We start from the raw sequence: 23,713 nt of genomic DNA, 5'->3' as shown, positions 1-23,713 counted from the left end.
GGTCGATGAACTGGGAAATGGTAGGCCCGCTCATGGTGTGTTCGTGGATCGGCCAGCCATGCTTGGCGGCGGCGTGCGAAATGGTGCGTACGGGACCCCAGACAGCTTCTTCCCAGGGAGCCCGGCGGTTGGCCCGGTCGTGCATCGGCCCGTATATGTGCTCGCCCAGCCCGATCACGCCGAATTGATCCGTCGTGCTGAACGGCCTCGCGGCGCCGCCGGTTATGAGCTTCAGGGCAGCGTCCGTGCTTTGGGGATCGGTGGCCCGGTAGCGCAGCGTGTGGAAGACCCGCAGCGGCATCGGCCCGGCGGCGGCCAAGCTTGCAACCGGCGCCAGCTTGCCCTCGCTCGGCCGTCCGATGTCGTAGACCGTGGTCAGGCCCACTCGATTCAGCGCGGCCATATAGGCGAGTATCGCTTCCTTGCTCGAGCTCTTGTTGCGCCAGCCGATGAAGCGCCCGAAAGGCCGGAAGCTTTGCCGCCCGAGCATCCGGGCGCCTTCGGCCGGGTCCCGGCCCACCGCCTTCAACGCCACGCTGTTGGCATAAGCCGTGCGGTAGCTTTGCTGAATGTAGACGGGGTTGTCGGGCGCCGCCGCATCCAGTTCGGCAAGCGTGAAGCCGCCCGGCTCGTCCCGGAACTGGGCCGGCGACCAGCCGCCGAGCACGGTGATCCACTGTCCCCTCGGCACCGATGCCGCTTTCGCGGCAATCATCGCCAAGGCCTCGGCCCGACTCGTGACCCCGTCGAGGCGGACTTCGCGCTGGTAGTTCCAGACGCTGCGGATGAAGTGGAAATGGTTGTCGATCAAGCCGGGGATCACCGTCCTGCCCCCCAAGTCGATGATCCGGGTGTTAGGGCCTTTGTGGCGGGCCACCGCCTGAGCCGAACCGACGGCCACGATCCGGCCGTTATCGATGGCCAGACTGTGGGCGACGGAAAAACTTGGATCGACGGTCAATATCTTGCTGTTCGAGATGATGACGTCCGCCGATTGCACCATAGCCTCGGGCGCCGAAACAAGGACCCACGCGAGAACCGTCAACGTGGTGAGAAAATATCGCAGCGACATATCGTACCTCGCTCAAGCAGACTACTCCATTCAGTTGGGGAGACTCTGACCAATTGCCGCCATGTTGGACACCTCATCATTCAACCGTCCCGCGCATCAGCACCAGGTTGTCGAGGACAAGATTGGACGACCAGATGAACTGTGCATCGGCTGCGGGGTCGTCGAACACGTCGCGGAAGTTCATGAACGCGGGCTTGTTGTCGACACCGACGGTGTCATTGGAAAAGACGGTGGCGAGCGGCCAGGCGCTGTCGTCGAAACCGGGCGCAAACCAGTTGCTGGGCATCGGCCAATGGGCAGCGGAAAACGCGCTTCCGTCCTGAACGCTGGCCGTCGCGCACTGGGAGCTGTCGCGAACCAGGCCTTCGAGCTTCAAGCACGATCGATCGTTGAGCGGCGCGGTGTAAAACGTCTGGGCGCGCCAGGATTTATCCGTAGCCGCAACCGTACGCCCCTTTTCGTCCTTGATGACTGCAACAAACCCGGCATCACCCGGATGGTAGGCGACGCGCCTGTTCCGTTCTGAACCAAGCCCCAGGTTTTCTTCCCAGTCGACGCCCATCACGGCGATCGTGAAGGGCCGGTTCGCCTTGAAACGAACCACGCTGGAGTTGAACGGCGTGAAGGGAATCGCGTCAACGCCGAGCAACTTGCCGTTGACGTAGAGCTCGAAATAGTTATCGGCGAAAATATATGCCGTGAAGGTTTCCTCACCACCGGCGTCGATCACCGGTATTTTCTTGAGATCGAGTTCCGAAAGCTGACGCAGTCGGACGCCGCTGCATTGGTTGTAGAGGTCAGCGGCCTTCATTGCCGTCTGAAAGTGCGTGTCTGCGGGCACGACCCACAACCTGCCGTCGTCCGACCTGATCACACCGACGGGACTGACACGCGCGCGAGCCCCGCGACACGTGAACAGGCCGGGATGGGTGGTCTTCGCCGGCCCCGTCGTGAACGAGGGTGTATCCTGCGCTTGCACACCCCCGGAAAGAGCAATCGTCATTGCGAGCGCGAAAGCCGCGGCTTCGACAGATTTCCAGATGGAAAAGACAATCATGTGACATCCCTCTCAAGGTTGTCCGATCCTGCCTGTCCGTCCGGCCACTCGAAACACAGTTTCCACCACTACCGGAAGAATACGGGCTGAGGCAGAGGACCCGGTTCCCCGCGTCCCCATATCATCCGCGATGATAAGCAAGACATTGGGACTGGCATACGCCGCCATCGGAAAGGTCCCAACGATCAGTGCGATGAGTACCGTGCGTAGTGTCAACATGATGACCCCACTCTCGGTTGATTTACCCTTTCAACATCCAGGAATTCCTCCACCGCATGGGGAAACTCCAAGTCGCCGCGGGCTAGTCGGAACGCTCCGCGTCGAACGCTTGTGCTCGCGACGTGATAGGCCATGTACCGGCCGCATGTACGCTTTGTGTTCTTATTGGACAGCAGACGGTTCCAAATGAACGATGGCGGTGTCGGCCGTCCTGTCAGGCAATCAACGGGTTATGACTGACTCGCGAGGCCGTTATTTGGTCGGCGTCGGCATCGGCGGCACCGAGGAGACACTGGATGAGCCTCGTAATTACTTTGGGTTCATCAGCTATCCTTGACAGTCGCGGGTGTAGGCCTGACACCATGGCGGGATGAATGGACGGCAGTTCATTGCCAGGGTTCGGAATGGGCTAGGGCGCGGAATCTGGAAATTAGCTTCGTGGTGTCGGAAGGACCGGGGTCGCATCGCTCCTTCGTCGACAGAAATGTGCGCCGTCATTCTGCTCTTCGACGCGTTCGGAATGAAGCCGAGCGGACCATTCCATCAACCCAGACCGTGTGAAAACTGCGTAGGGAGCGAGGCGGAGAAATTGCGGGGAACCCGTGCATGGCAGCGGCGGCCCGATGCCACGCCCAAGTGACCGTCCTATTTAGCTGGCATCCGTCGCTTGTGCTATATTCTGTTCGATTCGGCATCGTGTTGACCATGTATTGATTGTTCGTGAGCGAATCATCCGGGCTTTCAATGGGAGAGGTTTACTTCCTTGTTTTCAGCTAGTTACGGGCGGCTGGCGGTAGGAAAACCCTACACGGCCAAGTTTCAAACCCGCCCGTTGACCGCGTAGCGCCATTGCCGGACGGGTTTCAAGCCCTTCCCAACGAGACAGGACGGAGGCAAGCCATGACCCCGAAAACCGTTGACGCCGACGCCCACGTCGTTGAAACGCCCTTCACCTGGGAGTTCATGACCGAGGCCGAACGCGCACACGCACCCTTCGCCGTCAAGCAGGACGGCGGCGCCGAGTACTGGGTGGTGGACAACCGGCTGCACCCCAAGAACAACAACATCGGCCCCAACACCTCCGCCGGCCAGCGCGAGATGCGCGACCTGGACGCCCGGCTCAAGCACATGGACGAGCTGGAGGTGGACGTGCAGGTGCTCTACCCCACGCTGATGCTGCGGCCCTGCACCCAGAGCCGGGCCACCGAGATGGCCATGTGCAGGAGCTACAACCGATGGCTCGCCGAGATCTGGAAGAAGGGCCGGGGCCGGCTGCGGTGGGTGTGCATGCCTCCCCTGCTCTCCATGGACGCGCTACGGGATGAGCTGGAGTTCGCCAAGGAAAACGGCGCCTGCGGCATCTTCATGCGCGGCGTCGAGCACGAGAAGCGCCTGAGCAATCCCGACCTGTTCCCGCTCTACGAGATCGCCACCGACCTGGACCTCCCCATCTGCGTCCACGCCGGCACCAACAGCACCGCCATCCACGACCTCTACGAGGGCGAGACCGGCTTCTCGCGCTTCAAGCTGCCGGTGGTGGGGACGTTCCACTCGCTGCTCATGGAAGGGACTCCGGCGCTGTTCCCCAAGATCCGTTGGGGCTTCGTCGAGGTGAGCGCCCAGTGGGTGCCCTATGCCCTGAACGACCTGCGGCTCCGCTTCCAGAAGATGGGCCGCCCCATCCCCGACAACCTCATGGCCGAGAACCGCATGTACGTGGCCTGCCAGACCACCGACGACCTGCCGGTAATCCTCAAGGACTCGGGCGAGGACAACCTCGTCATCGGCACCGACTACGGCCACAACGACACCTCCAGCCAGATCGAGGCGCTGCGCATGCTCCGCAGCGAGGGCTCGGTGCCCAGCGCCATCATCGACAAGATCCTGGGAGACAACGCGCGGGCGCTGTACGGGCTTTAGCCGCCGGCGCGACAGTGGATTCATCGGAGCGGCCGGCCGGCCGCCTCTACGTTTTCCGACAGGACCTCGGAGAGTTCACTGCCACGGCGGCGGGGTGCCCCACTCCTCGTAGTAGGTGGTCTCGGAGGTGGGGCGGCGGGCGGTGGTGCCGAACCGGCCCTTGGGATAGCCCAAAGGGATGCAGCAGTGCACTTCCGCTTCCGGCGGGAGCTTGAAGAGGGCGCGGACCCGGTCGGTCACGGTGGGGTGGAGGGTGGTGAGCACCGATCCGATGCCCAAGGCACGGGCGGCCAGCATGAGGTTCTGTGCCGCGGGGAGGACCGAGGTGGCCTGTCCGGGCACGGTGGATATGGCCAGGACCACTGTCGGCACGTCCTTCATGTCGTCCGCCAGCCGCATGGCCGATAGATGCAGGTCTCCCGGCTGGGAGTCTTCGGGCTTCCAACCCGCAGGGCGTTTCGCCCACCATGCCTCGCGGTAGAGCTCCGCGAACTCCCGAATTTTCCCCCGGTCCCGCACCACCAGGAAACGTACTCTCTGCTCGTTGCGCGAGCTGGGCGCTTTGGACGCGGCGTCCATCAACATGCGGATGTCCTCGTCGCTCACCGGTTCCGGCTTGAGCCGGCGGATGGCCCGCTGCGTGAACATGGCTTCCCCGAGGCTCATGTCGAGCCGCGCGGGGGGTTCGAGCTTCACCATCGCCATTGCTTCGGTCCTTTCCTGGGTGCCCCGCCACACCGAATCGTCATTCCCGCGGAAGCGGGAATCCAGGGGCGGGGAGGGGCACTACAGCGGCGTTTCCCCGCCCACCCCTCCTGGATTCCCGCTTCCGCGGGAATGACGGTTAGGGGGGTAGTTGCCATTTCTAATCCGAACCGCCTTATTGACACAGCCAGTTCCACGGGAACGGTTCGGCGGGAATGACGGGAAGAGGCTCCTATCGCCCCGTCAACTCCCGGCCGCGGTTGAGCACCGCAAAGGAGCGTGGCGCGCCGGGCATGAGGAAGCGGAAGCCTGCCTCCACCAGCCGCTCGATGTTGTCGGCGCTGGGGTGCGGGTGGCCGCAGGGGACGTCGTGCTCCTTGCAGATTTCGAGGATGCGGTTGATGTGGTCGGCCACGACCGGGTGGTCGTAGTCGCGGGGATGGCCCAGCTCCTGGCTCAGGTCCCCTTCGCCGATCAGCACCACGCCGATGCCCGGCACTTCCTTGAGCATGGCCGGCAGGTTCTCGATGGCGCGCACCTCCTCGCACTGGATCACCACCAGGATCTCGCCGTCGGGCGCCAGCGGCCACACGTCCGCGCGCTTGTAGTATTCCTGCTGCGCGAGCCCCCAGTAGCGGGCGGCGCGGGTGGGCGCGTCGCCGCGGATGCCCGGCGGGTCGTAGAGCGGCTCGGACGAAAGCCGTGGGTAACGGCACGCCGACACGGCGTTGCGCGCCTCCTCCACGGAGCTGACGTGGGGGAAGATGATGCCGTAGACGCCGATGTCCAGCACCTGCTTGGCCAGCCACTGGTTCATCTCGTTGCCGTTGGGCGGGATGCGCACCATGGGCGTCACCGCCGGCGCCAGGGTACCGCGGTCCACCACCTGGCGCCGGTCGAGCATGTACTGGAGCGCGTGACGCAGCCCTGGAATGTCCAGCGGCGCGTGCTCCATCTCGAAGGCCACGCCGTCGAGCTTCGACCCCGCCATGGCAATGGCGCTTTCGACGTCATTGGGCGTAAAGCTCACGAAGGCCGTCTTGCCCTCCTCCAGCGCTTTGATGACTCCGTTGAGACGCGGGATTTCCGCCATGCAGTGCTCCTTGGCCCTTCGACTTCGCTCCGCTACGCTCAGGGCGAGCGGTTAGTGGATCTGAGCTTGCCAAGCCTATAGCCTGTCCATCCGGGCTTTGCTAGTGTAGTTGTCCTGTGCGGTCGGGGTAGAACCCGGAACTGCACGGAGACTTGTTGGAGGGCAACACTCTTGATCATCGACGCCCACGCACACTACACCACGGCGCCCGCGAAGCTTCAGTCCTTTCGTGCACGGCAGATCGTCAGCCAGGCGCGGCCGCGGCCCGCGAAGCTCAACATCGGCGACGAAGAGCTGGAACAGTCCATGCGCGGCCAGTTCAAGCGCATGGACGACACCGGCATCGACCGGCTGCTGTTCTCGCCGCAGGCCTCGGCCATGGGGCACCATTTCGGGTCGGAGCTGATCAGCCGCTACTGGAGCGAGGCGTGCAACGACCTCATCGCGCGCATCGCCAAGCTGTGGCCGGACCGGGTCTCGCCCGTGTGCCAGCTTCCGCAGTCGCCCGGCGTCAGCCCCAGAAACTGGGTGGAGGAGCTGGACCGCTGCGTCCGGGAGCGGGGCTTCATCGCCTGCAACATCAACCCCGACGTGGGCGGCGGCCGGGAGCCCCTGACCCCGTCCCTGGCGGACGAGTGGTGGTACCCCCTCTGGGAGAAGATGGTGGCGCTCGACATCCCGGGCACCATCCACGCCAGCGCGTCGCTGCACCCGGCCATGCACTTGACCAGCTCCTACTACATCGGCCAGCACCACAACGGCGCGGTGGAGCTGCTCAGCTCGCGCGTGTTCCAGGACTTCCCGAACCTCAAGCTCGTCATCCCCCACGGCGGCGGCGCCGTCCCTTACCAGTGGAACCGCCACCGGGGCATGCACGTCATGGAGGGTCTGGAGCCCTTCGAGGAAGCCGCGCGCCGGGTCTACTGGGACATGGCCATCTACGACACCGAGGGCATGGAGCTGCTGATCAAGCGGGTCGGATCGGACCGCGTGCTCTTCGCCACCGAGATGTTCGGCGCGGTGAACGCCATCGACCCGCAGACGGGCCGCAACTTCGAGGAGGTGGTTCCGATCTTCGAGGCCGTCCCCGGCCTGAGCGACGAGGACCGCTACAACATCACCGAGGGCAACGCCAAGCGGCTGTACGGCCTGTCCTAGGCGAAACAGACCGGCCCTGCCCGGCAGCAACCGCGCTCCGGACCCGGGCGGACCATTGAAAACCGACCCGACGGCTCTCGGGCCGGCGGACCAACGGAGACATCATGATCGATTTTCTCTTTCCCAACCACGTCATGGGCACGCACACGCTCCGGCTCGTGGCGGAATCCCAGCAGGGCGGCGGCGACGTCTTCGACATCGCGCGGCTGTGCCGCGACCTTGAGCCCGGCGACAAGGAGGGCTGGGAGCGGGCCTGGCTCGACATGGCCCGGCGGACCGAGGACATGGCCAGGGAGGCCCTGTCCAAGGGGCACGAACACACCGCCATGCAGTTCTTCTTCCACGCCAACCAATATTACCGCATGTCCGACACGCTCCTCACCATCGCCGAGAACGACGTCAGGGCCGAGCGCTTCAAGATGTCCCAGGCGAACTTCCGCGCCGCCGCGGCGCTGCACAAGCCGCCCGTGGAGGTCATCACCGTGCGCTGCGGCGACGAGGAGTACGACGGTTACTTCTGCCATCCCAAGTACCCGGCGCCGGGCAAGTGGCCCGCGGTCTTCCTCATCGGCGGCGCCGACGCCTTCGCCGAGGAGATCTTCTTCAGTGGCCGGCAGGTGCTGGAGTACGGCTGGGCACTGCTGCTGGTGGACACCCCCGGACGGGGCTCGTCCATGTACGTCAAGGGCATCACCACGCGGCCCGACTACGAGGTGCCCGCCAAGGCCTGCATCGACTATCTCGTGTCGCGGCCCGAGGTGGACGCCGACCGCATAGGCCTCATCGGCATCAGCATGGCCGGCTACTACGCGCCCCGGCTTGCCGCCTTCGACTCGCGCATCAAGGCGCTGGTGGGCTGGAGCGGCTGCTACAGCGTGCTGGACGACCTCTACGACTTCTGCGACCACCTCCAGCCGGTGGTGCAGCGGCTGCTGGGCGGCGTGAGCGACGCGGAGGCGCGCGAACGCCTCAAGGACTTCACCATGGAGGGCGTCGCGCAGAACATCACCTGCCCCACCCTCATCACCCACGGCGCCGCCGACCGGCTCATGCGCGTGGAGGGCGCCAAGCGCCTGTACGACGAGATCGGCAGCGAAGACAAGACCCTCAAGATCTACGAAGACGTCAAGAGCGGCGGCGCCATCCACTGCAGCCACGACTACTGGGGACACAACGTGCCGTTCATGCTGGACTGGATGCAGGACCGGCTGTAGGCGATGGCTGACAAGTTCATGGAGGCCTTGAACGCGCGGTTTGGAGAGGCCAAGTAAGCCTTTGGAAAACTTAAAGTTTCTTCCGAGATGACACAGTACAAGGTTTGACCCTGGCGCGGCACCGGCGCCGCAAGGAGAGATTCATGGCCAAGGGATCGGTCGTGTCGATACAGATCGCGAAGGACGCCAAGGGCGACATGGAAAGCCTCCAGGAGGTCCTGGCGGTGGAAGGCAAGGGGCTCGAAGGAGACCGCTACTGCAACCAGATCGGGAGCTACTCGCACAACCCCGGTCCGGACCGCGAGGTGACGCTCATCGAGGCGGAGGCCATCGAGGCCATGGAGCGGGACTACGGCGTCACCCTGGACCTCAAGGACAGCCGCCGCAACATCACCACCCGCGGCGTTCCGCTGAACCACCTGCTGCAAGGGCGAGAGTTCACGGTGGGCGAGGTGCGGATGCGCGGGCTGCGCGTGTGCGAGCCGTGCGCCAACCTCGTGATGCTCACCGGCAAGAACGTGCTCCAGGGCCTCGTCCACCGGGGCGGCTTGCGCGCCCAGGTGCTCAACGGCGGCACGATCCGCGTGGGCGACGTAGTGGAGTGGGAGCCCGACAGCGCCTATGCGCCTGATCTCCCGGGCACGACGAAGAGATCCGCCACGGGGTAGCGCTCCGGCGCGAGCCCCTGCTCGTAGGCATAGTCCAGGAAAGCTCCGACGGTCCTGCCGTCCTCGTCGAGGGAATAGCTCCAGGGATCACGCGGACGCCCGGGGCCGCCGCACAAGACCTCTGCCTGCCCCGGAGTCAGGGACTCCCACCACTCCTCTTCCTCCGTCGCCAAGACATACCGTGACCGCGGCTCGCCGCCGCGGTTGCCCGCTGCCCTGGCCTCGACGAAAGCATCGTAGAGCGCATGGCACAGGCTTTCGTGCTGCTCGGCCACCTCCCGCCACAGCGCGATGGTGTGCATGATGGGAAAGAAGCCGGTGCGGGCGTAGTAGTCCACCTCGAGTTGCCGCGTGTCCTCGCCCAGGAGACGGCGCACGCCGGCGGCCTCACGCGCCTCCGGGCTCAGGCTGGATGCCTCGATCATGGCGTCGATGTCGCCCCGCACCAACAGTTCCTCCAGGCTCTCGCCGGAACGGACCACATCCACCTTCAAGTCGTTGCGCACGGCGTCCCGCAACGGCACGTCCAGGGTCACCACCCAGGTGATGTCTTTCAGGTCGATGCCGTAATCGTGCTGCAAGAGCGCCCGCGCCCACAGGCCGGCGCTCAGGTTGAGCCGGCGCACGCCCACGCGCCGGCCGGCGAGGTCGGCGGGGGACTCGATGCCGGCGGCACCCCGGCAGAAGATGTAGCGATGCCGGAAGCGGCGGTAGTGGAACACCGGAATGGCCACCAGCGGAACGCCCTGGGACCGTGCGGTCACCAGCGGCGCCATGCCCATCTCGCAGATGTCGAAGGCCTTCTCGTCCAGCATCCGCAGGGTGCGCGGGTACTGGTAGTCGCCCAGGATTCCCGTGGGCGGGAACGGGTCAGGGATGACCTCGATGTCGTAGCCGGCCACCGTCACACGTCCGTCCAGCAACGGACGCGTGCGTCTATATTCCCCACAGGACAGAGTCAGTCGCGGTTGCATCGTGTCGTGATACGCGAACGGCACGCACTGCCGCAAGCGGGGCGCGGGCCTCACGGCATGTGGTTCGCTGCCGCAAGGCGTGGTAGAGTCCACGCATCCGAACACCATCCATCACGCGCAAGGGAGAACATCGCCATGGCCAAGACGTTGCAGACCGCCGATACCTGGGAACCGCCCGCCAGTCTTTCCAAGGAGGAGCTGGTCAAGATCTCCGACGGGATCCTCGCGGAGCCCGACATCCCCTACACCGAGACCGAGGACGTCTTCCGCATCCACGCCAACGGCATGGACTGGGACATCGGCTGCGTGGTGTACGAGCCCGAGGACCCGGCGAAGATCCCCACCGGGCCCGACGGCAACAAGCTCGGCATCTTCATGACCCACGGCGGCGCCAGCGACTGGCGCTCCATCGAGCGGCTGGCCCAGTGCTTCGCCGGGAAACGCGGCTACAAGGTGTGCAGCATGACCTACCCCGGCCGCCTCTATCTGCCGGACCCGAGCCGCGACTGGCCCGACGATACCTTCCACGAAGACGGCAGCGTACGCACGCCCATCTGGCTGGACGGCGAGTTCATCGGCAGGGACGAGTACGACGTGATCAACGACGCTTCCCTGCGCGAGATCTACGGCTCCCGGTCGTACGCCAGGGCGAAGAAGGACAGCAATTTCTACTACCGGATGGCGGCGTGGCCGGTGGCCTTCGAGGAAGGGATGCTGGACATCTGCCGGCGGCACCTGCCGGTGGGCGAGTATTCCGTGTTCACCCACGGCCACTCCACCGGTGGCCCCTTCAGCCACACCCTGCTGCAGCGCATCGAGAACGGCAAGGGGCTCATCGGCATCGAGAACTCGCCCTTCGCGTACATCTTCCGCAAGATGAGCGGCCACGACTGGCCCACGCCCTTCGACCACGTCCTCATCCGCACCTGGCGCGAACTGGCGCGCTACACGGGCGCGGAGGTGGCGATGCAGGAAGGCGAGAAGCCGCTGTTCCGGCTGGCGTGGCTGATGGAGGAGGTCTTCGAGATGTGGCAGCGGGTCAAGCGCTTCCCCCAGTTCAAGGCCGAGAACTGGCTCCACAGCGACAGCCACCCGTGCCTCACCGAAGCCGCCCAGGTCACGGCCAAGCGCATGAGGATGAACGCCGAGGAGACCCAGGCCCTCGTCGACCGCTACCTGAGCTACGGCCGGCCGCTGCCGGGCAAACCGATCCCGCCGCTCCTCTACGGTATCAACAAGTTCAGCCGGGACCACACGCCTCCGAAGTACAACAACATCGTCAAGGCCGAGTACGCGGCCATGAACCCGGCCCCCAAGGTGCGCGTGGTCGAGATCGGCACCGGCATCCACTCCTATTGGCGCACCGAGGACGGCCTGCCGCTGGGCGTCTGCCCGGTGATCACCAAGATCTGGCACGACGCGATCATGAACGGGTACTACGAGGTGTGACGGCGCAAGAATCCCGGCCGACAACGAACAGCCCGAACTCTCACGCGCCGGAGCTGCGATAGGCGTTGCGTCTTGATCTTGAGTCCCAAATGAAGCAATATTGGACATTGACTTTCCATTTTTGGACGGAAAATGGAATTTGTAGGTCGATTTTTCAATATCCCGGACCAGAGTTTCTTCCTCTTCGGTCCCCGCGGCACCGGCAAGTCCACGTGGCTGCATGCCCGGCTCCCTGATGCCCTGTTTCTGGACCTGCTTGAACCGGCCCTGCATCGCAGCCTGAGCGCCCGTCCCGAACGCCTGCGGGAATTGCTCGCCGGTTCGCCCGGGACAGCAACCGTGGTCATCGACGAGGTTCAGCGGGCTCCGGAACTGCTGACCGTCGTCCACGCGCTCCTGGAGGAGCCTTCGCCGCCCCGGTTCGTCCTGACGGGATCCAGCGCGCGAAAGCTTCGACGCGGGGGCGTGGACCTCTTGGGCGGGCGAGCCCTGCACCGCACCCTGCACCCCTTCATGGCGGCGGAACTGTCCGATTTCGATCTCGGACGCGCGTTGCAAATCGGGCTATTGCCCCTGGCGTTGGCTGCACCCGACCCGGTGGATGTCCTCGACGCCTACGCGAGCCTATACCTCGAACAAGAGGTCCAGGCGGAAGGGCTGACACGGAACGTCGGCAACTTCACCCGGTTCCTGGAAGCCGTGACTTTCTCCCACGGCGGGCTACTCAATGTTTCGGCGGTGGCCAGGGAATGCGAGGTGGGACGTAAGGTCGTCAACGCGTACGTAGGCATTCTCGAGGACCTGCTGCTGGCCTTCCGTTTGCCGGTCTTTCGCAGACGCGCCAAGCGCGCCACCGTAGCCCACGAGAAAATGTACCTGTTCGACGCCGGGGTGTTTCGCTCGCTTCGCCCCAAGGGGCCGCTGGACCATCCGCAGGAAATCGACGGCCAGGCGCTCGAAGGGTTGGTGGCGCAGCATCTGCGCGCCTGGGCGGCGTATTCCAGGTATGAGACCGACGTGTTGTTCTGGCGCACGCCCGGCGGGACGGAGGTGGATTTCGTGGTCTACGGCGAGTTGGGGCTCCAGGCGTTCGAGGTCAAGAACGCCGCGAGAGTGCACTCCAGCGACCTGCGGGGACTGCGAGCGTTTCGTGAGGACTACCCCGAGGCAGAGGCTGCGGTGCTCTATCGCGGGCGCGAACGCTTGCGCATCGACGGCATCTGGTGTCTGCCGCTGCAGGAATTCCTGCGCGGTATCGTGCCGGATCGAGGTCTGCTGGTCTTCTGAATCGAGTTTGACGACGAAGGCGATGGACGCAGGCGCGCGGCTGCTCCGGCCCTTCACCCGAGCCGCACCCGCCTCAGCCGTAGCGCATTTCCCACCACCGACACCGACGACAGGCTCATGGCGGCGGCGGCGACCATGGGTGACAGCAGCACGCCGAACATGGGGTAGAAGACGCCGGCCGCGATGGTCACGCCCACCGCGTTGTAGACGAAGGCGAAGAACAGGTTCTGCCGGATGTTGCTCAGGGTCCCGCGTCCCAGCAGGCGGGCGCGAACGATGCCGTTCAGGTCGCCGCGCATCAGCGTGACTCCAGCGCTCTTGATGGCCACGTCGGCGCCGGTCCCCATGGCGATGCCGGTATCGGCCAGGGCGAGCGCGGGCGCGTCGTTGATGCCGTCACCGGCCATGGCGACGTGACGGCCTTCGGCCTTCAACTCGGCGACGATGTCCCGCTTGTCCTCCGGGGTCGCTTCCGCCCGCCAATCGTCGATCTCGAGGCCGGCCGCCACCGCCCGTGCCGTCCGCGGGCTGTCTCCGGTCAACATCATGATCCGGAGGCCCGCGCGGCGGAGCCTGCCGATGGCCTCGCGGGTGGTGGGCTTGACCTGGTCGGCCGCCGCCACCAGACCCTGGGGTTTCCCGTCCACGGCCACGAACATCACGGTCTTGCCCGCCTCCTGCAGCCGCCCGGCGGCGCCCTCGACGGCGCCCAGGTCGGCGTCCAGCTCGCGCATCAGCGCCAGGTTGCCGAGGGCCACCGCGCGGTCCGCGACCCGGCCGCGGACCCCCTTGCCGGGGACGGCCTCGAAGTCGGTGGTCTCGTGGAGCGCGGCGCCCCTCGCCCGCGCGCCGGCGAGGATCGCCTCGGCCAGCGGGTGCTCCGAGCCGCGTTCGAGAGAGGCCGCCAACGACAGCACCTCCCCCTCATCCATACCGCCGTCCGTGGCGACCACATCGGTCAGCTCGGGCTTCCCTTCGGTCAGGGTGCCGGTCTTGTCGACGATCAGCATATCCACCCTGGCGAGGCTCTCCAACGCGGCGGCGTCCCGCACCAGCACGCCCGCCTGCGCGCCGCGCCCGGTGGCCACCATGATCGACATGGGCGTGGCGAGCCCGAGGGCACACGGGCAGGCGATGACGAGGACGCTCACGGCCGCCACCACGGCGTTGGCGAGGGCGGGTGCGGGACCGACGGCCAGCCACACGACCAACGAAATCAGCGACACCACCACCACCGCGGGCACGAACCAGCTCGCGACCCGGTCCACCAGGGCCTGGACCGGCGCGCGGCTGCGCTGCGCCGCGGCCACCATGTCGACGATCCGCGCCAGCACCGTTTCGGCGCCGACCCCCTCGGCGCGCATGGTAAACGAGCCCGACTGGTTGATGGTGCCGCCGGTCACCGGGTCACCCGCCGCCTTCTCCACCGGGATCGGCTCGCCCGTGAGCAGCCGCTCGTCCACCGCCGAGTGACCGTCGAGGACGACACCGTCCACCGGGACGCTCTCCCCCGGCCGCACCAGCAGCCGGTCGCCGGCCTTCACCGCTTCGAGAGGTACGTCCTCGTCCCCGTCGTCGGTCACCCGCCGCGCGGTCTTGGGCGCGAGGTCGAGCAGCGCCCGGATCGCGCCTCCGGTGCGCTCGCGCGCCGACAGCTCGAATATCTGGCCCACCAGCACCAGGATGAGAATGATCGCCGCGGCCTCGAAGTAGACCGGCGGCAGCCCGTGCGGCCCGCGCACCGATTCCGGGAAAAGCGCCGGCGCCAGCACCGCGGCCACGCTGAAGAGGTAGGACGCACCGGCGCCGAGGGCGATCAGCGTCCACATGTTGGGACTGCGGTTCACCACCGAAGCCCAGCCGCGCTTGAAGAACGGCAGCGCCACCCACACCACCACCGGGGTCGCCAGCAGGAACTGGAGCCAGACGTGCAGGAGCGGCCCGAGCCATTCCGCCATGGGCAGCCCGAGATGCCCGCCCATCTCCAGCACGAGGGTGGCGAAACCGAGCGGCGCGCCGATCCACAGGCGCCGCTTGAAGTCGGCCAGCTCCGGGTTGGGACCGGCATCCACGGACGGCATCATGGGTTCGAGGGCCATGCCGCAGATGGGGCAGTCCCCCGGCTCATCCCGTATGATCTCCGGGTCCATCGGGCACGTGTACTTGACGCCCTCCGGCGCCGGCTCCGGTTCGGAGCGAGGACCGAGGAACTCCTCCGGCGAGGCCTCGAAGCGAGCCTGACAGTGCCCGGAGCAGAAGTAGAACCGTTCCCCGTCGTGCCGGACCATATACCGCGCGGTGGCGCGCTGGACCGTCATGCCGCAGACCGGATCCTTGGCCTCGATGTAGTCATCGGGCGCCGCCGAGAACTTCTTCAGGCACCCCTCGCAGCAGAAATGGTACTGCTGCCCCAGATGCTCCAGCGAAGGCTTCCCCGCCGAGAAGGATACCTCCATCCCGCAGACGGGATCTCTGGTGATGGCGTTCGTGGACGTATCGGTGGGTGCGTGCATTCAACTACCCCGGCGTGACGGAGGAGGATGATTCCGGCATGATAGCACACCTTCACGCGCGAAGCGGCCTGGGCTGAACAGACCGCAAGCCTACGAATTCAGAATTGACAAAGACAGAGCGATCTGAGAATTATGACTAGAGTCACGACCCTGTTCATAATTGGAGACGTAACCATGCCTTCCATCTCGAAAAGCAAGCTCAAGGCCAATATGCTTCGCGTCTTTCGCGAGATCGAAGAAAGTGGCGAAGAACTGATCGTCACCGACCACAATCGTCCCGTCTTGCGCATTCAGCCCATCGCCCGAAAGCGGTCCGTGGAGGAAGTGTTCGGCACTCTTCAGGGCAAGGTCATCTACTACGAGGACATCAACACGCCCACCACGGACGAATGGCCTGAGTTGTAAATGATTGTACTGGACACTTCGGCCCTGATCTTCTGGACCCTGGACAAAGAGCGGCTGTCTCGGGCCGCGTCCTGGGCTATCGCCGACGCCGATCGAATCCTTCTGAGCTCCATTTCCATTTGGGAGATCGGCCTGAAGGTCATGAAACAACGGCTCTTCATCCCTGTGTCCATCCAGGAGTTCACCGAAGGGCTTGAACGAATCGACCGCGTCGATATTCGTCCCGTGGATGTCCGCACCTGGATCAAGAACCTTGAGCTTGACTGGGAACACCGTGACCCTGCCGACCGCACCATCGTCGCCACCGCCAGTCTGCATGCCTGCCCACTCGTCACCTCCGATGCCGCCATTCGCTCATTCTATTCGCACACGATCTGGTAAACCCGTAGCCACCAACAGCTACCGACGCCAAGCCTCGTCCTCGTTTCGCAATAGCCGTTCGTCCCGAGAACTCGCCCACGTCGACGAGGCGATCCGGATGCAAACGTCGGACAAGCCAAGGGTCACGGCGGCAATCCAGAAGGAACTTACATACGACCCCGTCACACCATACAGAACTCCTCCCTGCCACGAGCCCAAAGCGCCCCCAACCGCCGTCCCGGCGGACAGATACCCGAACACGGAGCCAAACTTGTTGCCAGAGAAAATATCGGCCGACAACGCCGAGGATATGACCGCACGTGACCCCAGTCCAATGCCGAACAGGGCGACGTAAATGTACAACAGCGTACCATCCGATGGGTTTCGAGTCGCTATCAACGCTCCAATCCCAACCAAGCTCGTTAATGTGTTTATCGTGTATGCCGAACGTCTTGACGAGATATCCGCGATGAAACCGAAAAACATTCGCCCGCCCGTGCTCGTTAGTCCCATCAGCCCAAATATTGTCGCCGCGAATAAGGGACCGAACCCCACGTCTACAACGTGGGCAATCTGATACGTCACAATTACCGTCGTACCGCTTACCGCGGTTATTCTGGATACGAATATCAGCCAAAACCGGGTACTTCGAAAAGCCAATCCAGCCGTCCAATCGACATCGCCTTTCGAATTCACGCGGCTCGTTGCTCTTGAAGCGCCATCGCCGCCGTCCGAGCCGTAGAACAGCCATATGAGCGGAAGAACCAAAACAGCTCCCGACCCTGCAAGAATCTGCAACCCGGTCCCCCAACCCCATTCGGTCACAAGCCATTGGGCGAGAGGAACGACCAACACGATCCCCACCCCTGTAGCCGAATTAATGGCACCTATCGCCGTGCCCCTCCGTGATGGGAACCACCCAGAGATCAGAACAACAGTAGGCACCCTTCCCATACAACTAAAGCTCGCCGCCGCAAGAACACCGAAAACCAAGTAGAATTGCCACAGACTGCTGATCTGACTCAGCAATAAAAGCGCAGTGGTCAAGAGAATACAGCCGCCGCCAACGACCCTCCTGGGGCCATATCGATCCAACAGATGTCCCACCACCGGAGATGCAACCGCCTGCACAAGGTACCGCAACGAATTCACGCCGCCGAGCGCGGCTGGGCTCCAGCGAAAGGTTTCCAACAAGGTAACGTAAAATACTCCGAAGGCGTTCTGGATACCGCTCGACAGCAGATAAGACACGTAAGTGACGCAGGCCATCGACAGCCGCCTAGTGCGGGGGCTGACGTCGGCGCTTTCTTGCTCTGTCATGGAACTCTCCCAAGCTCGCGGTGCAGAAATAACCTAGAGACTATCTCGGCGCCAGCAACTCCCCCAGCAGCCGGAACTCGCGCTCCCGGGGCGAGCTCGGGCGCCAAGCGAGGCCGAGGGTGCGAGTGGGCTCGGGCTTGCGGAACGGGCGGATGACGACGGGTGAGGGCGGGCGGCATTCCACGTCCACGGCGAGCCGGGGCAGCAGGGTGATGCCGATGCCGCCCGCCACCATCTGCACCAGCGTGTTCAGGCTGCCGGCGCGGAAGTCGCCCACTTCGCCCGCGCCGCCGCTGCGGCAGACCTCCAGGGCCTGGTCGCGCAGGCAGTGGCCGTCGTCCAGGAGCAGGACCTGCTCGCCGGCGAGATCGGCCTGGGCGAGGCGCTTGCGCGCGGCGAACCGGTGGCCGGCGGGCACCGCCGCCACGAAGGGGTCCGGCGCCAGCGGCAGGGTGGCGACGTCGCCCAGGTCCGCCTCCAGGGCCAGCAGCAACAGGTCCAGCTTCCCCTCTCCCAGCAGCGCCAGCAGCCGGTGGGTGAAGTCCTCGTGCAGCAGGATGCGCAGATCGGGATGCCGCCGGCGGATGGCCGGCAACGCCTTGGGCAGCAGGTAGGGGGCCACGGTGGGGATGACCCCCAGCCGTAGCGTGGCGGACAACGGGCGCGTAAGGCTACGGGCGGTATCCACCAGTTCGCCGGCCCGGGTCAGGATGCTCCGGGCCAGCGGCAACAGCCTCTCCCCCTCCGGCGTGAGCAGGACCTTGCGGCGGCTGCGCTCGAATAGCTGCACGTCCAGCATGCCCTCCAGCTCCTTGAGCTGCACGCTCAGACCCGGCTGGGTCACGAAGCACGCCTCGGCCGCGGCCCGAAAACTCAGGCGCTCGGCCACGGCGACGAAGTATTCAAGCTGGCGCAGCGTGAAATCCACAATAAATTCCAGTTATCACAAACCCAACAATTATCAAATTTATTTCTCGAACTTTTCCACTATACTGGAGTCATAACAGCGGTTGATTCAGACGAAAGGAGATTCCCATGTCCCGTAAACAATGCCCTGTCATGACCACCAGCGCGGGCGCCCCCGTGGCCGACAACCAGAACGCCCTCACCGCCGGCGAGCGCGGCCCGATCCTGCTCCAGGACTACCACCTCATCGAGAAGCTGGCCCACCAGAACCGCGAGCGCATCCCCGAGCGGGTCGTGCACGCCAAGGGCTGGGGCGCCTATGGGACGTTCACGGTCAACCACGACATCTCCCGCTACACCCGCGCCCGTGTGCTCCAGCCCGGTGCCAAGTGCGACGTGCTGGTGCGCTTCTCCACCGTGGCCGGCGAACTCGGGGCGGCGGACGCCGAGCGCGACGTACGCGGGTTCGCGGTGAAGTTCTATACCGAGGAAGGCAACTGGGACCTGGTGGGGAACAACACGCCGGTGTTCTTCATCCGCGACCCTTACAAGTTCCCGGACTTCATCCGCACGCAGAAGCGGCATCCCAAGACGAACCTGCGGAGCCCGGTGGCCATGTGGGACTTCTGGTCGCAGTCGCCGGAGTCGCTGCACCAGATCACCATCCTGATGTCGGACCGCGGCTGCCCCACGGCGCCCATGTACATGAACGGCTACGGCTCGCACACCTTCAGCCTCATCAACGGCGACAACGAGCGCTTCTGGGTCAAGTTCCACTTCAAGACCCGGCAGGGGCACCGGCACTACACCAACGCGGAGAGCGCCGAGGTCATCGGCCGGACCCGCGAGTCCTACCAGGAGGCGCTGTTCGGCGCCATCGAGCGGGACGAGTTCCCCAAGTGGGATCTCAAGGTGCAGATCATGCCCGAACTGGATGCGGAAAAGACGCCATACAACCCCTTCGACCTGACCAAGGTCTGGCCCCATGGGGACTATCCGCTGATCGACGTGGGCGTGATGGAGCTCAACCGCAACCCGGAGAACTACTTCGCGGAGGTGGAGCAGGCCGCCTTCTCCCCCTCGAACATCGTGCCGGGCATCGGCTTCTCGCCGGACAAGGTGCTGCAGGCGCGCATCTTCGCCTACGCCGACGCGCACCGCTACCGCCTGGGCACCCACTACGAGGCACTGCCGGTGAACGCGCCGCGGTGCCCCGTGCACCACTACCACAAGGACGGCCCCATGCGCTTCTTCGAGCCGCGGCACGGCAACGTCGACGCGTACTACGAACCCAACAGCTTCGGCGGCCCGATGCAGGACGAGAGCTACGCCGAGCCGCCGCTCAAGATCTCGGGCGACGCCTCCCGCTACGACCACAGGGAAGGCAACGACGACTACACCCAGGCGGGAAACCTCTTCCGGCTGTTCGACGACGGTAAGAAGCAGCGCCTGTTCGGCAACATCGCCGGAGCCATGCAGGGCGTCCCGCGGCAGATCATCGAGAAGCAGCTCGCGCACTTCGCCAAGGCCGACCCGGCCTACGCGGAGGGCGTGCGCAACGCGCTGGAGTGCCCCGACGCGGCGTGAGGGGGGTGCAACGGCCACCGGCCGTGAGCATGGCGTGAGTGGCGAGGGGCGGGTTGGATACCCGCCCCTTCTTCGACGGAAAGACCGGCTACCCGCCGTTCAGAGCCGCCAGCCGGGCCACCGCAAGTTTGTGATAGAACCGGTCCACGGCGTCCTTGGAGGGTTTCCTGACGGCGCGCTCCAATAGCCGCCGCGCCTCATCCCGGTTCCCTTCCTCGTCCAGCAGCAGCAGCCCGTAGGCGTATTCGACGCACACCACCTTGGCATCCGGCATCAACTCCAGGGCGCGCGCATAGTGGCCGCGCGCCTTCTTCTCGGTCGCACCGTACAGGAACCTGGCCATGCCCCCGGCTGCGTGAACAATCTCCGCGTGCCAGGTGGCCAGACTCAGATGGCCCGCCGCCTTGTCCGGGTCGAGCCGCAGCGCCTCCTCCACCGATTCCCGCACCTTGGTCGCGTATCCTCCGGCCACCGCCTGCAGGAACCCGACGGTCTGGGCGTAGCGACCGCGCGCATGGGCCAGTTGAATATGCGCCTCGGGATTGGCCGGATCGAGCCGCACCGCCTCATCCGCCAACTCTACGGCCCGCTGAAACAGCCCCTGCTTATCCTCGTCCCCGGCGAAGACGTAGCCTTGCATGGCCAACGCCTGCGCCGCCAGCGCATAGCCTTCGGAGGTCTTGAGCGCCGCGCCCAGCTCGGCCGCCTCGACGAAACGGCCTTCCGCGTGCAGAGCGCGTGCCTGGTCCACGGTCTGGGCGTCGGCGGTGCTGACCAGCAGGAGGGTGCACAGCATGGCCGCAGCGGTCAGGAAGGCAGTCTTGGTCAATTCAAGAAACCTCCCGCAATCGGAATACGTTCGGTAACGTCCACGATTCGGTTTCCTTTGACACGCGGCCGGCTTGCAGGGCGTAACCTCACCATCCCTCTTCCCGTTCGACGGTCACCGCAGCCCGGACCGCGGCTTCGGAATCCACAGGGCGCGGCCAATCCCAAAAGTCGGCCGGCAGCGGAGCAACTGGACGTTTCAGCAACCCCTTCCTTTCCAACTCGTTCAAGTGCTCGGCGAGGGACAATTTCAAGCTGAGTTCCATAGCTCGAAGACATCAGGGTAAGACCGCCGCACATGCCAGCGAGGAGTCACGGGTTCGGCAGCCTGCACCAGCCCGGGGGCGCCGACCAATCTCTGAAACGAACCTCGGTCATCGACGACCCAAACCAAGTATCCATTCTTCGGATGACTTCATCAAGTATAGCGCCCATGGCGGCGATGTCGGAGCGATTGTACAGGATCAGGCGCCGCAACGCTTCTTGGTCACCTTGAAGATATTGATTCCACAGCGCCACGGCTGTCAGGCCGCTGACTTCGGTTACACCTTCACGCATATCGATCTGAAGAGCTTTTTCGATGGCTTTTTGCCCACCCGACAATCCGACCCTCCGGCAAAGATTCAACAAATCGATGTGAACCCTCGGAAACGCGATGCCGGGTACGTACCGGGCGACGAACCTTGTATCGAATCGACCGCCGTTGAACGTGACCAAAAACCTCGCGTGCTCCAAATCTTCACGAAACAGGTCCGGAGCCGTCCCATTGACGATGGTCCTGGCACGCCCACCGAAGGTCCATCCGATAACGGTGATTTCATGGCGGGAGGGGTCTAGACCCGTGGTCTCGACATCCAGGAAAAGAACCTGCTCAGGGTGTCGCGAGCACTCCGCCAGTTGGGCGCGCAGCTTCCGCAAGTGAGTGGGTCGGCCCGAGGTCCGCCGTGCGCCTGTGGTCTTCATCTCAACGAGACCTCCTGTTCGCCCCATCTTGTCTGTTGCGGGCTACATCACAAGATCTGCTTGTCAATGGCAATCGAAACTGCACACTTTGAAATAGGCGTCGGCATGAACCCGACGCTCTTCGGCGGATTCCGATTGGGCGTGAAGGCCCGGCGGGGGGTGGCGGCCGGGGCTAGCCCCTCACGCATGATCGGCATCAACTGGAGTTCGTCTGTGCCCGACCGACCCCCTCAAGAGTGGGACATTTTCGATTGCCATTGACACCCGCTCCCGGGTCTATCCCCGCGCCTGCGGGGAAACCGGCAAGTAGAGGCCGCTCGCGATGAAGCGCCGGGGTCTATCCCCGCGCCTGCGGGGGAACCGCCTCCATGATCGTCCCGCGCTCCATGCTCTCGGGTCTATCCCCGCGCGTGCGGGGGAACCACCCTCTGCAGGGTACCGATGAGCTGATCGGCGGGTCTATCCCCGCGCGTGCGGGGGAACCGACGATCTTCGGGCGTTCAACCACCGCCTCGGGGGTCTATCCCCGCGCGTGCGGGGGAACCCCCAGGTAAGGCTATCTACCGTTCTTCCGGTAGGGTCTATCCCCGCGCGTGCGGGGGAACCCAGTTCGGAGTACCGTCTGCCGAAGTAGTCGCGGGTCTATCCCCGCGCGTGCGGGGGAACCTCGTAGAGGATCAGTCCGGAGCAGAGGGTGGTGGGTCTATCCCCGCGCGTGCGGGGGAACCGCCCCTTCCCGTTCAGACCGTCGCGGTATTCAGGGTCTATCCCCGCGCGTGCGGGGGAACCTGGGCGGAATCGATCTCGATCCAGCTAGCTCGGGGTCTATCCCCGCGCGTGCGGGGGAACCACCCTGAACGACGGCCCCGAAGGGTTGGGCGTGGGTCTATCCCCGCGCGTGCGGGGGAACCCCCATCTGGGGCACGTCGGCCTCGAGGAGGGCGGGTCTATCCCCGCGCGTGCGGGGGAACCTCGTCGGCCCCGTGGGCGCGAAAGCTCACCGTGGGTCTATCCCCGCGCGTGCGGGGGAACCGAGAAGGCCGGCGGCAAGTGTACCGATGACCTGGGTCTATCCCCGCGCGTGCGGGGGAACCTTGCGTCGCGTAGTCGGTCGGTGACAATGGCGGGGTCTATCCCCGCGCGTGCGGGGGAACCGGCCATCCCGGAGATGGTCCCCAGGGCGTAGAGGGTCTATCCCCGCGCGTGCGGGGGAACCGTAGGTCTTGTATCGCTGGGAGTGATTGGCGAGGGTCTATCCCCGCGCGTGCGGGGGAACCGAACTAGCAGCCCAGGCTCGCCTGAGCAGCTCGGGTCTATCCCCGCGCGTGCGGGGGAACCCTTCCGGGTGGTGACTGAGCACGGCCCGGTAGGGGTCTATCCCCGCGCGTGCGGGGGAACCGTCGGCCCCCTCGATTCCTGTAGTAACCCATGGGGTCTATCCCCGCGCGTGCGGGGGAACCTTCTCCCAGGTCTTCGATAGGAGCTGTTTGACGGGTCTATCCCCGCGCGTGCGGGGGAACCTTCGAGATCACCGTCTCGCCCTGGGGCAGTTCGGGTCTATCCCCGCGCGTGCGGGGGAACCGACCCCGTTCCCGGAAAACGCCTCGCGCTGGAGGGTCTATCCCCGCGCGTGCGGGGGAACCGGGTCGGGGTGCGTTGTCGGGTGCAGGCTCTCGGGTCTATCCCCGCGCGTGCGGGGGAACCAGGGCGGATTCGCCAGCCTGCCAGCCTGCCACGGGTCTATCCCCGCGCGTGCGGGGGAACCGACGGAGGGGGCGAAGCTCACGTGGTGGCGTTGGGTCTATCCCCGCGCGTGCGGGGGAACCGTGACCTTGCGGGTCAGCTTGTACCGTTTCATGGGTCTATCCCCGCGCGTGCGGGGGAACCCTGGAGGCGGCGGAGTTGCAGGGCAGTGGCCGGGGTCTATCCCCGCGCGTGCGGGGGAACCAGATTCCTCTCATGGAGCCAACGAACTCCGGAGGGTCTATCCCCGCGCGTGCGGGGGAACCCGGAGG

At 65.1% G+C, this 23,713-nt stretch carries 19 protein-coding genes and 1 CRISPR repeat array; of the genes, 9 read left to right on the top strand and 10 right to left on the bottom strand.

Translation table 11 applies throughout. From position 1 onward, the window contains the following. Positions 1-1,072, bottom strand: a 1,072-nt coding sequence (locus OXU42_11245) for an amidohydrolase family protein (GenBank protein MDE0029961.1), incomplete at its 3' end; no start/stop codon positions are given. 76 nt (positions 1,073-1,148) lie between these two features. Continuing rightward, positions 1,149-2,129, bottom strand: a complete 981-nt coding sequence (locus OXU42_11240) for a hypothetical protein (GenBank protein ID MDE0029960.1) — start codon at positions 2,127-2,129, stop codon at positions 1,149-1,151. Between the two features lie 1,119 nt (positions 2,130-3,248). Between OXU42_11240 and OXU42_11235 the strand changes: the two genes are divergently transcribed. Beyond that, positions 3,249-4,268 carry an amidohydrolase family protein gene (locus OXU42_11235; GenBank protein MDE0029959.1) on the top strand — a complete coding sequence of 340 codons (1,020 nt, stop codon included), beginning with the start codon at positions 3,249-3,251 and terminating at the stop codon, positions 4,266-4,268. A 75-nt stretch (positions 4,269-4,343) separates the two neighbouring features. Here the strand turns inward: OXU42_11235 and OXU42_11230 are convergent, their stop codons facing one another. Next, positions 4,344-4,973 carry a nitroreductase family protein gene (locus OXU42_11230; GenBank protein MDE0029958.1) on the bottom strand — a complete coding sequence of 210 codons (630 nt, stop codon included), beginning with the start codon at positions 4,971-4,973 and terminating at the stop codon, positions 4,344-4,346. Between the two features lie 232 nt (positions 4,974-5,205). Next, on the bottom strand, positions 5,206-6,066 hold the full coding sequence (locus OXU42_11225; GenBank protein MDE0029957.1) for an aldolase/citrate lyase family protein: 861 nt from the start codon (positions 6,064-6,066) through the stop codon (positions 5,206-5,208). A gap of 171 nt (positions 6,067-6,237) precedes the next feature. Between OXU42_11225 and OXU42_11220 the strand changes: the two genes are divergently transcribed. The 3 genes from OXU42_11220 (at position 6,238) to OXU42_11210 (ending at position 9,106) form a co-directional block, all read left to right on the top strand. After that, on the top strand, positions 6,238-7,224 hold the full coding sequence (locus OXU42_11220; GenBank protein MDE0029956.1) for an amidohydrolase family protein: 987 nt from the start codon (positions 6,238-6,240) through the stop codon (positions 7,222-7,224). A gap of 104 nt (positions 7,225-7,328) precedes the next feature. Further along, a complete protein-coding gene (locus OXU42_11215) occupies positions 7,329-8,438 on the top strand; it encodes an alpha/beta hydrolase (GenBank protein ID MDE0029955.1) in 1,110 nt (369 codons plus the stop codon). A 143-nt stretch (positions 8,439-8,581) separates the two neighbouring features. Continuing rightward, positions 8,582-9,106, top strand: a complete 525-nt coding sequence (locus OXU42_11210) for an MOSC domain-containing protein (protein MDE0029954.1) — start codon at positions 8,582-8,584, stop codon at positions 9,104-9,106. Here the strand turns inward: OXU42_11210 and OXU42_11205 are convergent. Next, entirely contained in the window at positions 9,058-10,029 is a 972-nt protein-coding gene (locus tag OXU42_11205) for an ABC transporter substrate-binding protein (protein MDE0029953.1), read from the bottom strand. The two genes, OXU42_11210 and OXU42_11205, sit on opposite strands and share 49 nt — an antisense overlap. Positions 10,030-10,215: 186 nt before the next feature. On the opposite strand from OXU42_11205, the gene OXU42_11200 reads away from it, so the two are divergent. Together OXU42_11200 and OXU42_11195 are read left to right on the top strand one after the other, a co-directional pair. Then, positions 10,216-11,529, top strand: a complete 1,314-nt coding sequence (locus OXU42_11200) for a hypothetical protein (protein MDE0029952.1) — start codon at positions 10,216-10,218, stop codon at positions 11,527-11,529. A gap of 132 nt (positions 11,530-11,661) precedes the next feature. Then, positions 11,662-12,816 (top strand): AAA family ATPase, encoded by a 1,155-nt coding sequence (locus OXU42_11195; GenBank protein MDE0029951.1) that lies wholly within the window; start codon positions 11,662-11,664, stop codon positions 12,814-12,816. A gap of 53 nt (positions 12,817-12,869) precedes the next feature. On the opposite strand, the gene OXU42_11190 is transcribed toward OXU42_11195, so the two are convergent. Next, on the bottom strand, positions 12,870-15,329 hold the full coding sequence (locus tag OXU42_11190) for a heavy metal translocating P-type ATPase (GenBank protein MDE0029950.1): 2,460 nt from the start codon (positions 15,327-15,329) through the stop codon (positions 12,870-12,872). A 174-nt stretch (positions 15,330-15,503) separates the two neighbouring features. Here OXU42_11190 and OXU42_11185 point away from each other — a divergent pair, with 174 nt between their 5' ends. Both OXU42_11185 and OXU42_11180 read left to right on the top strand, forming a co-directional pair. Continuing rightward, positions 15,504-15,734 carry a prevent-host-death protein gene (locus OXU42_11185; GenBank protein MDE0029949.1) on the top strand — a complete coding sequence of 77 codons (231 nt, stop codon included), beginning with the start codon at positions 15,504-15,506 and terminating at the stop codon, positions 15,732-15,734. After that, positions 15,735-16,115: a type II toxin-antitoxin system VapC family toxin gene (locus tag OXU42_11180; protein MDE0029948.1), complete on the top strand. Its 381-nt coding sequence runs from the start codon at positions 15,735-15,737 to the stop codon at positions 16,113-16,115. Positions 16,116-16,133: 18 nt separating this feature from the next. Here OXU42_11180 and OXU42_11175 read toward each other — a convergent pair whose 3' ends face one another. Both OXU42_11175 and OXU42_11170 read right to left on the bottom strand, forming a co-directional pair. Then, complete coding sequence (locus OXU42_11175) at positions 16,134-17,414, bottom strand: MFS transporter (protein ID MDE0029947.1); 1,281 nt, start codon at positions 17,412-17,414, stop codon at positions 16,134-16,136. Positions 17,415-17,454: 40 nt separating this feature from the next. Further along, the gene (locus OXU42_11170) at positions 17,455-18,342 is read right to left on the bottom strand and encodes a LysR substrate-binding domain-containing protein (GenBank protein MDE0029946.1); all 888 of its coding nucleotides are present in this window, start codon (positions 18,340-18,342) and stop codon (positions 17,455-17,457) included. A gap of 107 nt (positions 18,343-18,449) precedes the next feature. Between OXU42_11170 and OXU42_11165 the strand changes: the two genes are divergently transcribed. After that, entirely contained in the window at positions 18,450-19,907 is a 1,458-nt protein-coding gene (locus OXU42_11165; GenBank protein ID MDE0029945.1) for a catalase, read from the top strand. A gap of 88 nt (positions 19,908-19,995) precedes the next feature. Here OXU42_11165 and OXU42_11160 read toward each other — a convergent pair whose 3' ends face one another. Together OXU42_11160 and OXU42_11155 are read right to left on the bottom strand one after the other, a co-directional pair. Next, positions 19,996-20,736, bottom strand: coding sequence for a hypothetical protein (locus tag OXU42_11160; protein MDE0029944.1), 741 nt, complete (start codon positions 20,734-20,736; stop codon positions 19,996-19,998). A 311-nt stretch (positions 20,737-21,047) separates the two neighbouring features. Next, positions 21,048-21,698 carry a ribonuclease H-like domain-containing protein gene (locus OXU42_11155; protein MDE0029943.1) on the bottom strand — a complete coding sequence of 217 codons (651 nt, stop codon included), beginning with the start codon at positions 21,696-21,698 and terminating at the stop codon, positions 21,048-21,050. Positions 21,699-21,970: 272 nt separating this feature from the next. Next, positions 21,971-23,707: direct repeats of the CRISPR family, unit length 29 nt; unit sequence GGGTCTATCCCCGCGCGTGCGGGGGAACC. Between the last annotated feature and the right edge of the window lie 6 nt (positions 23,708-23,713).

This window comes from Deltaproteobacteria bacterium (assembly GCA_028818775.1).
In the GTDB taxonomy this organism is placed as follows: Bacteria; Desulfobacterota; Binatia; order UBA9968; family JAJDTQ01; genus JAJDTQ01.
This window is presented reverse-complemented; position numbering and strand designations above follow the sequence as displayed.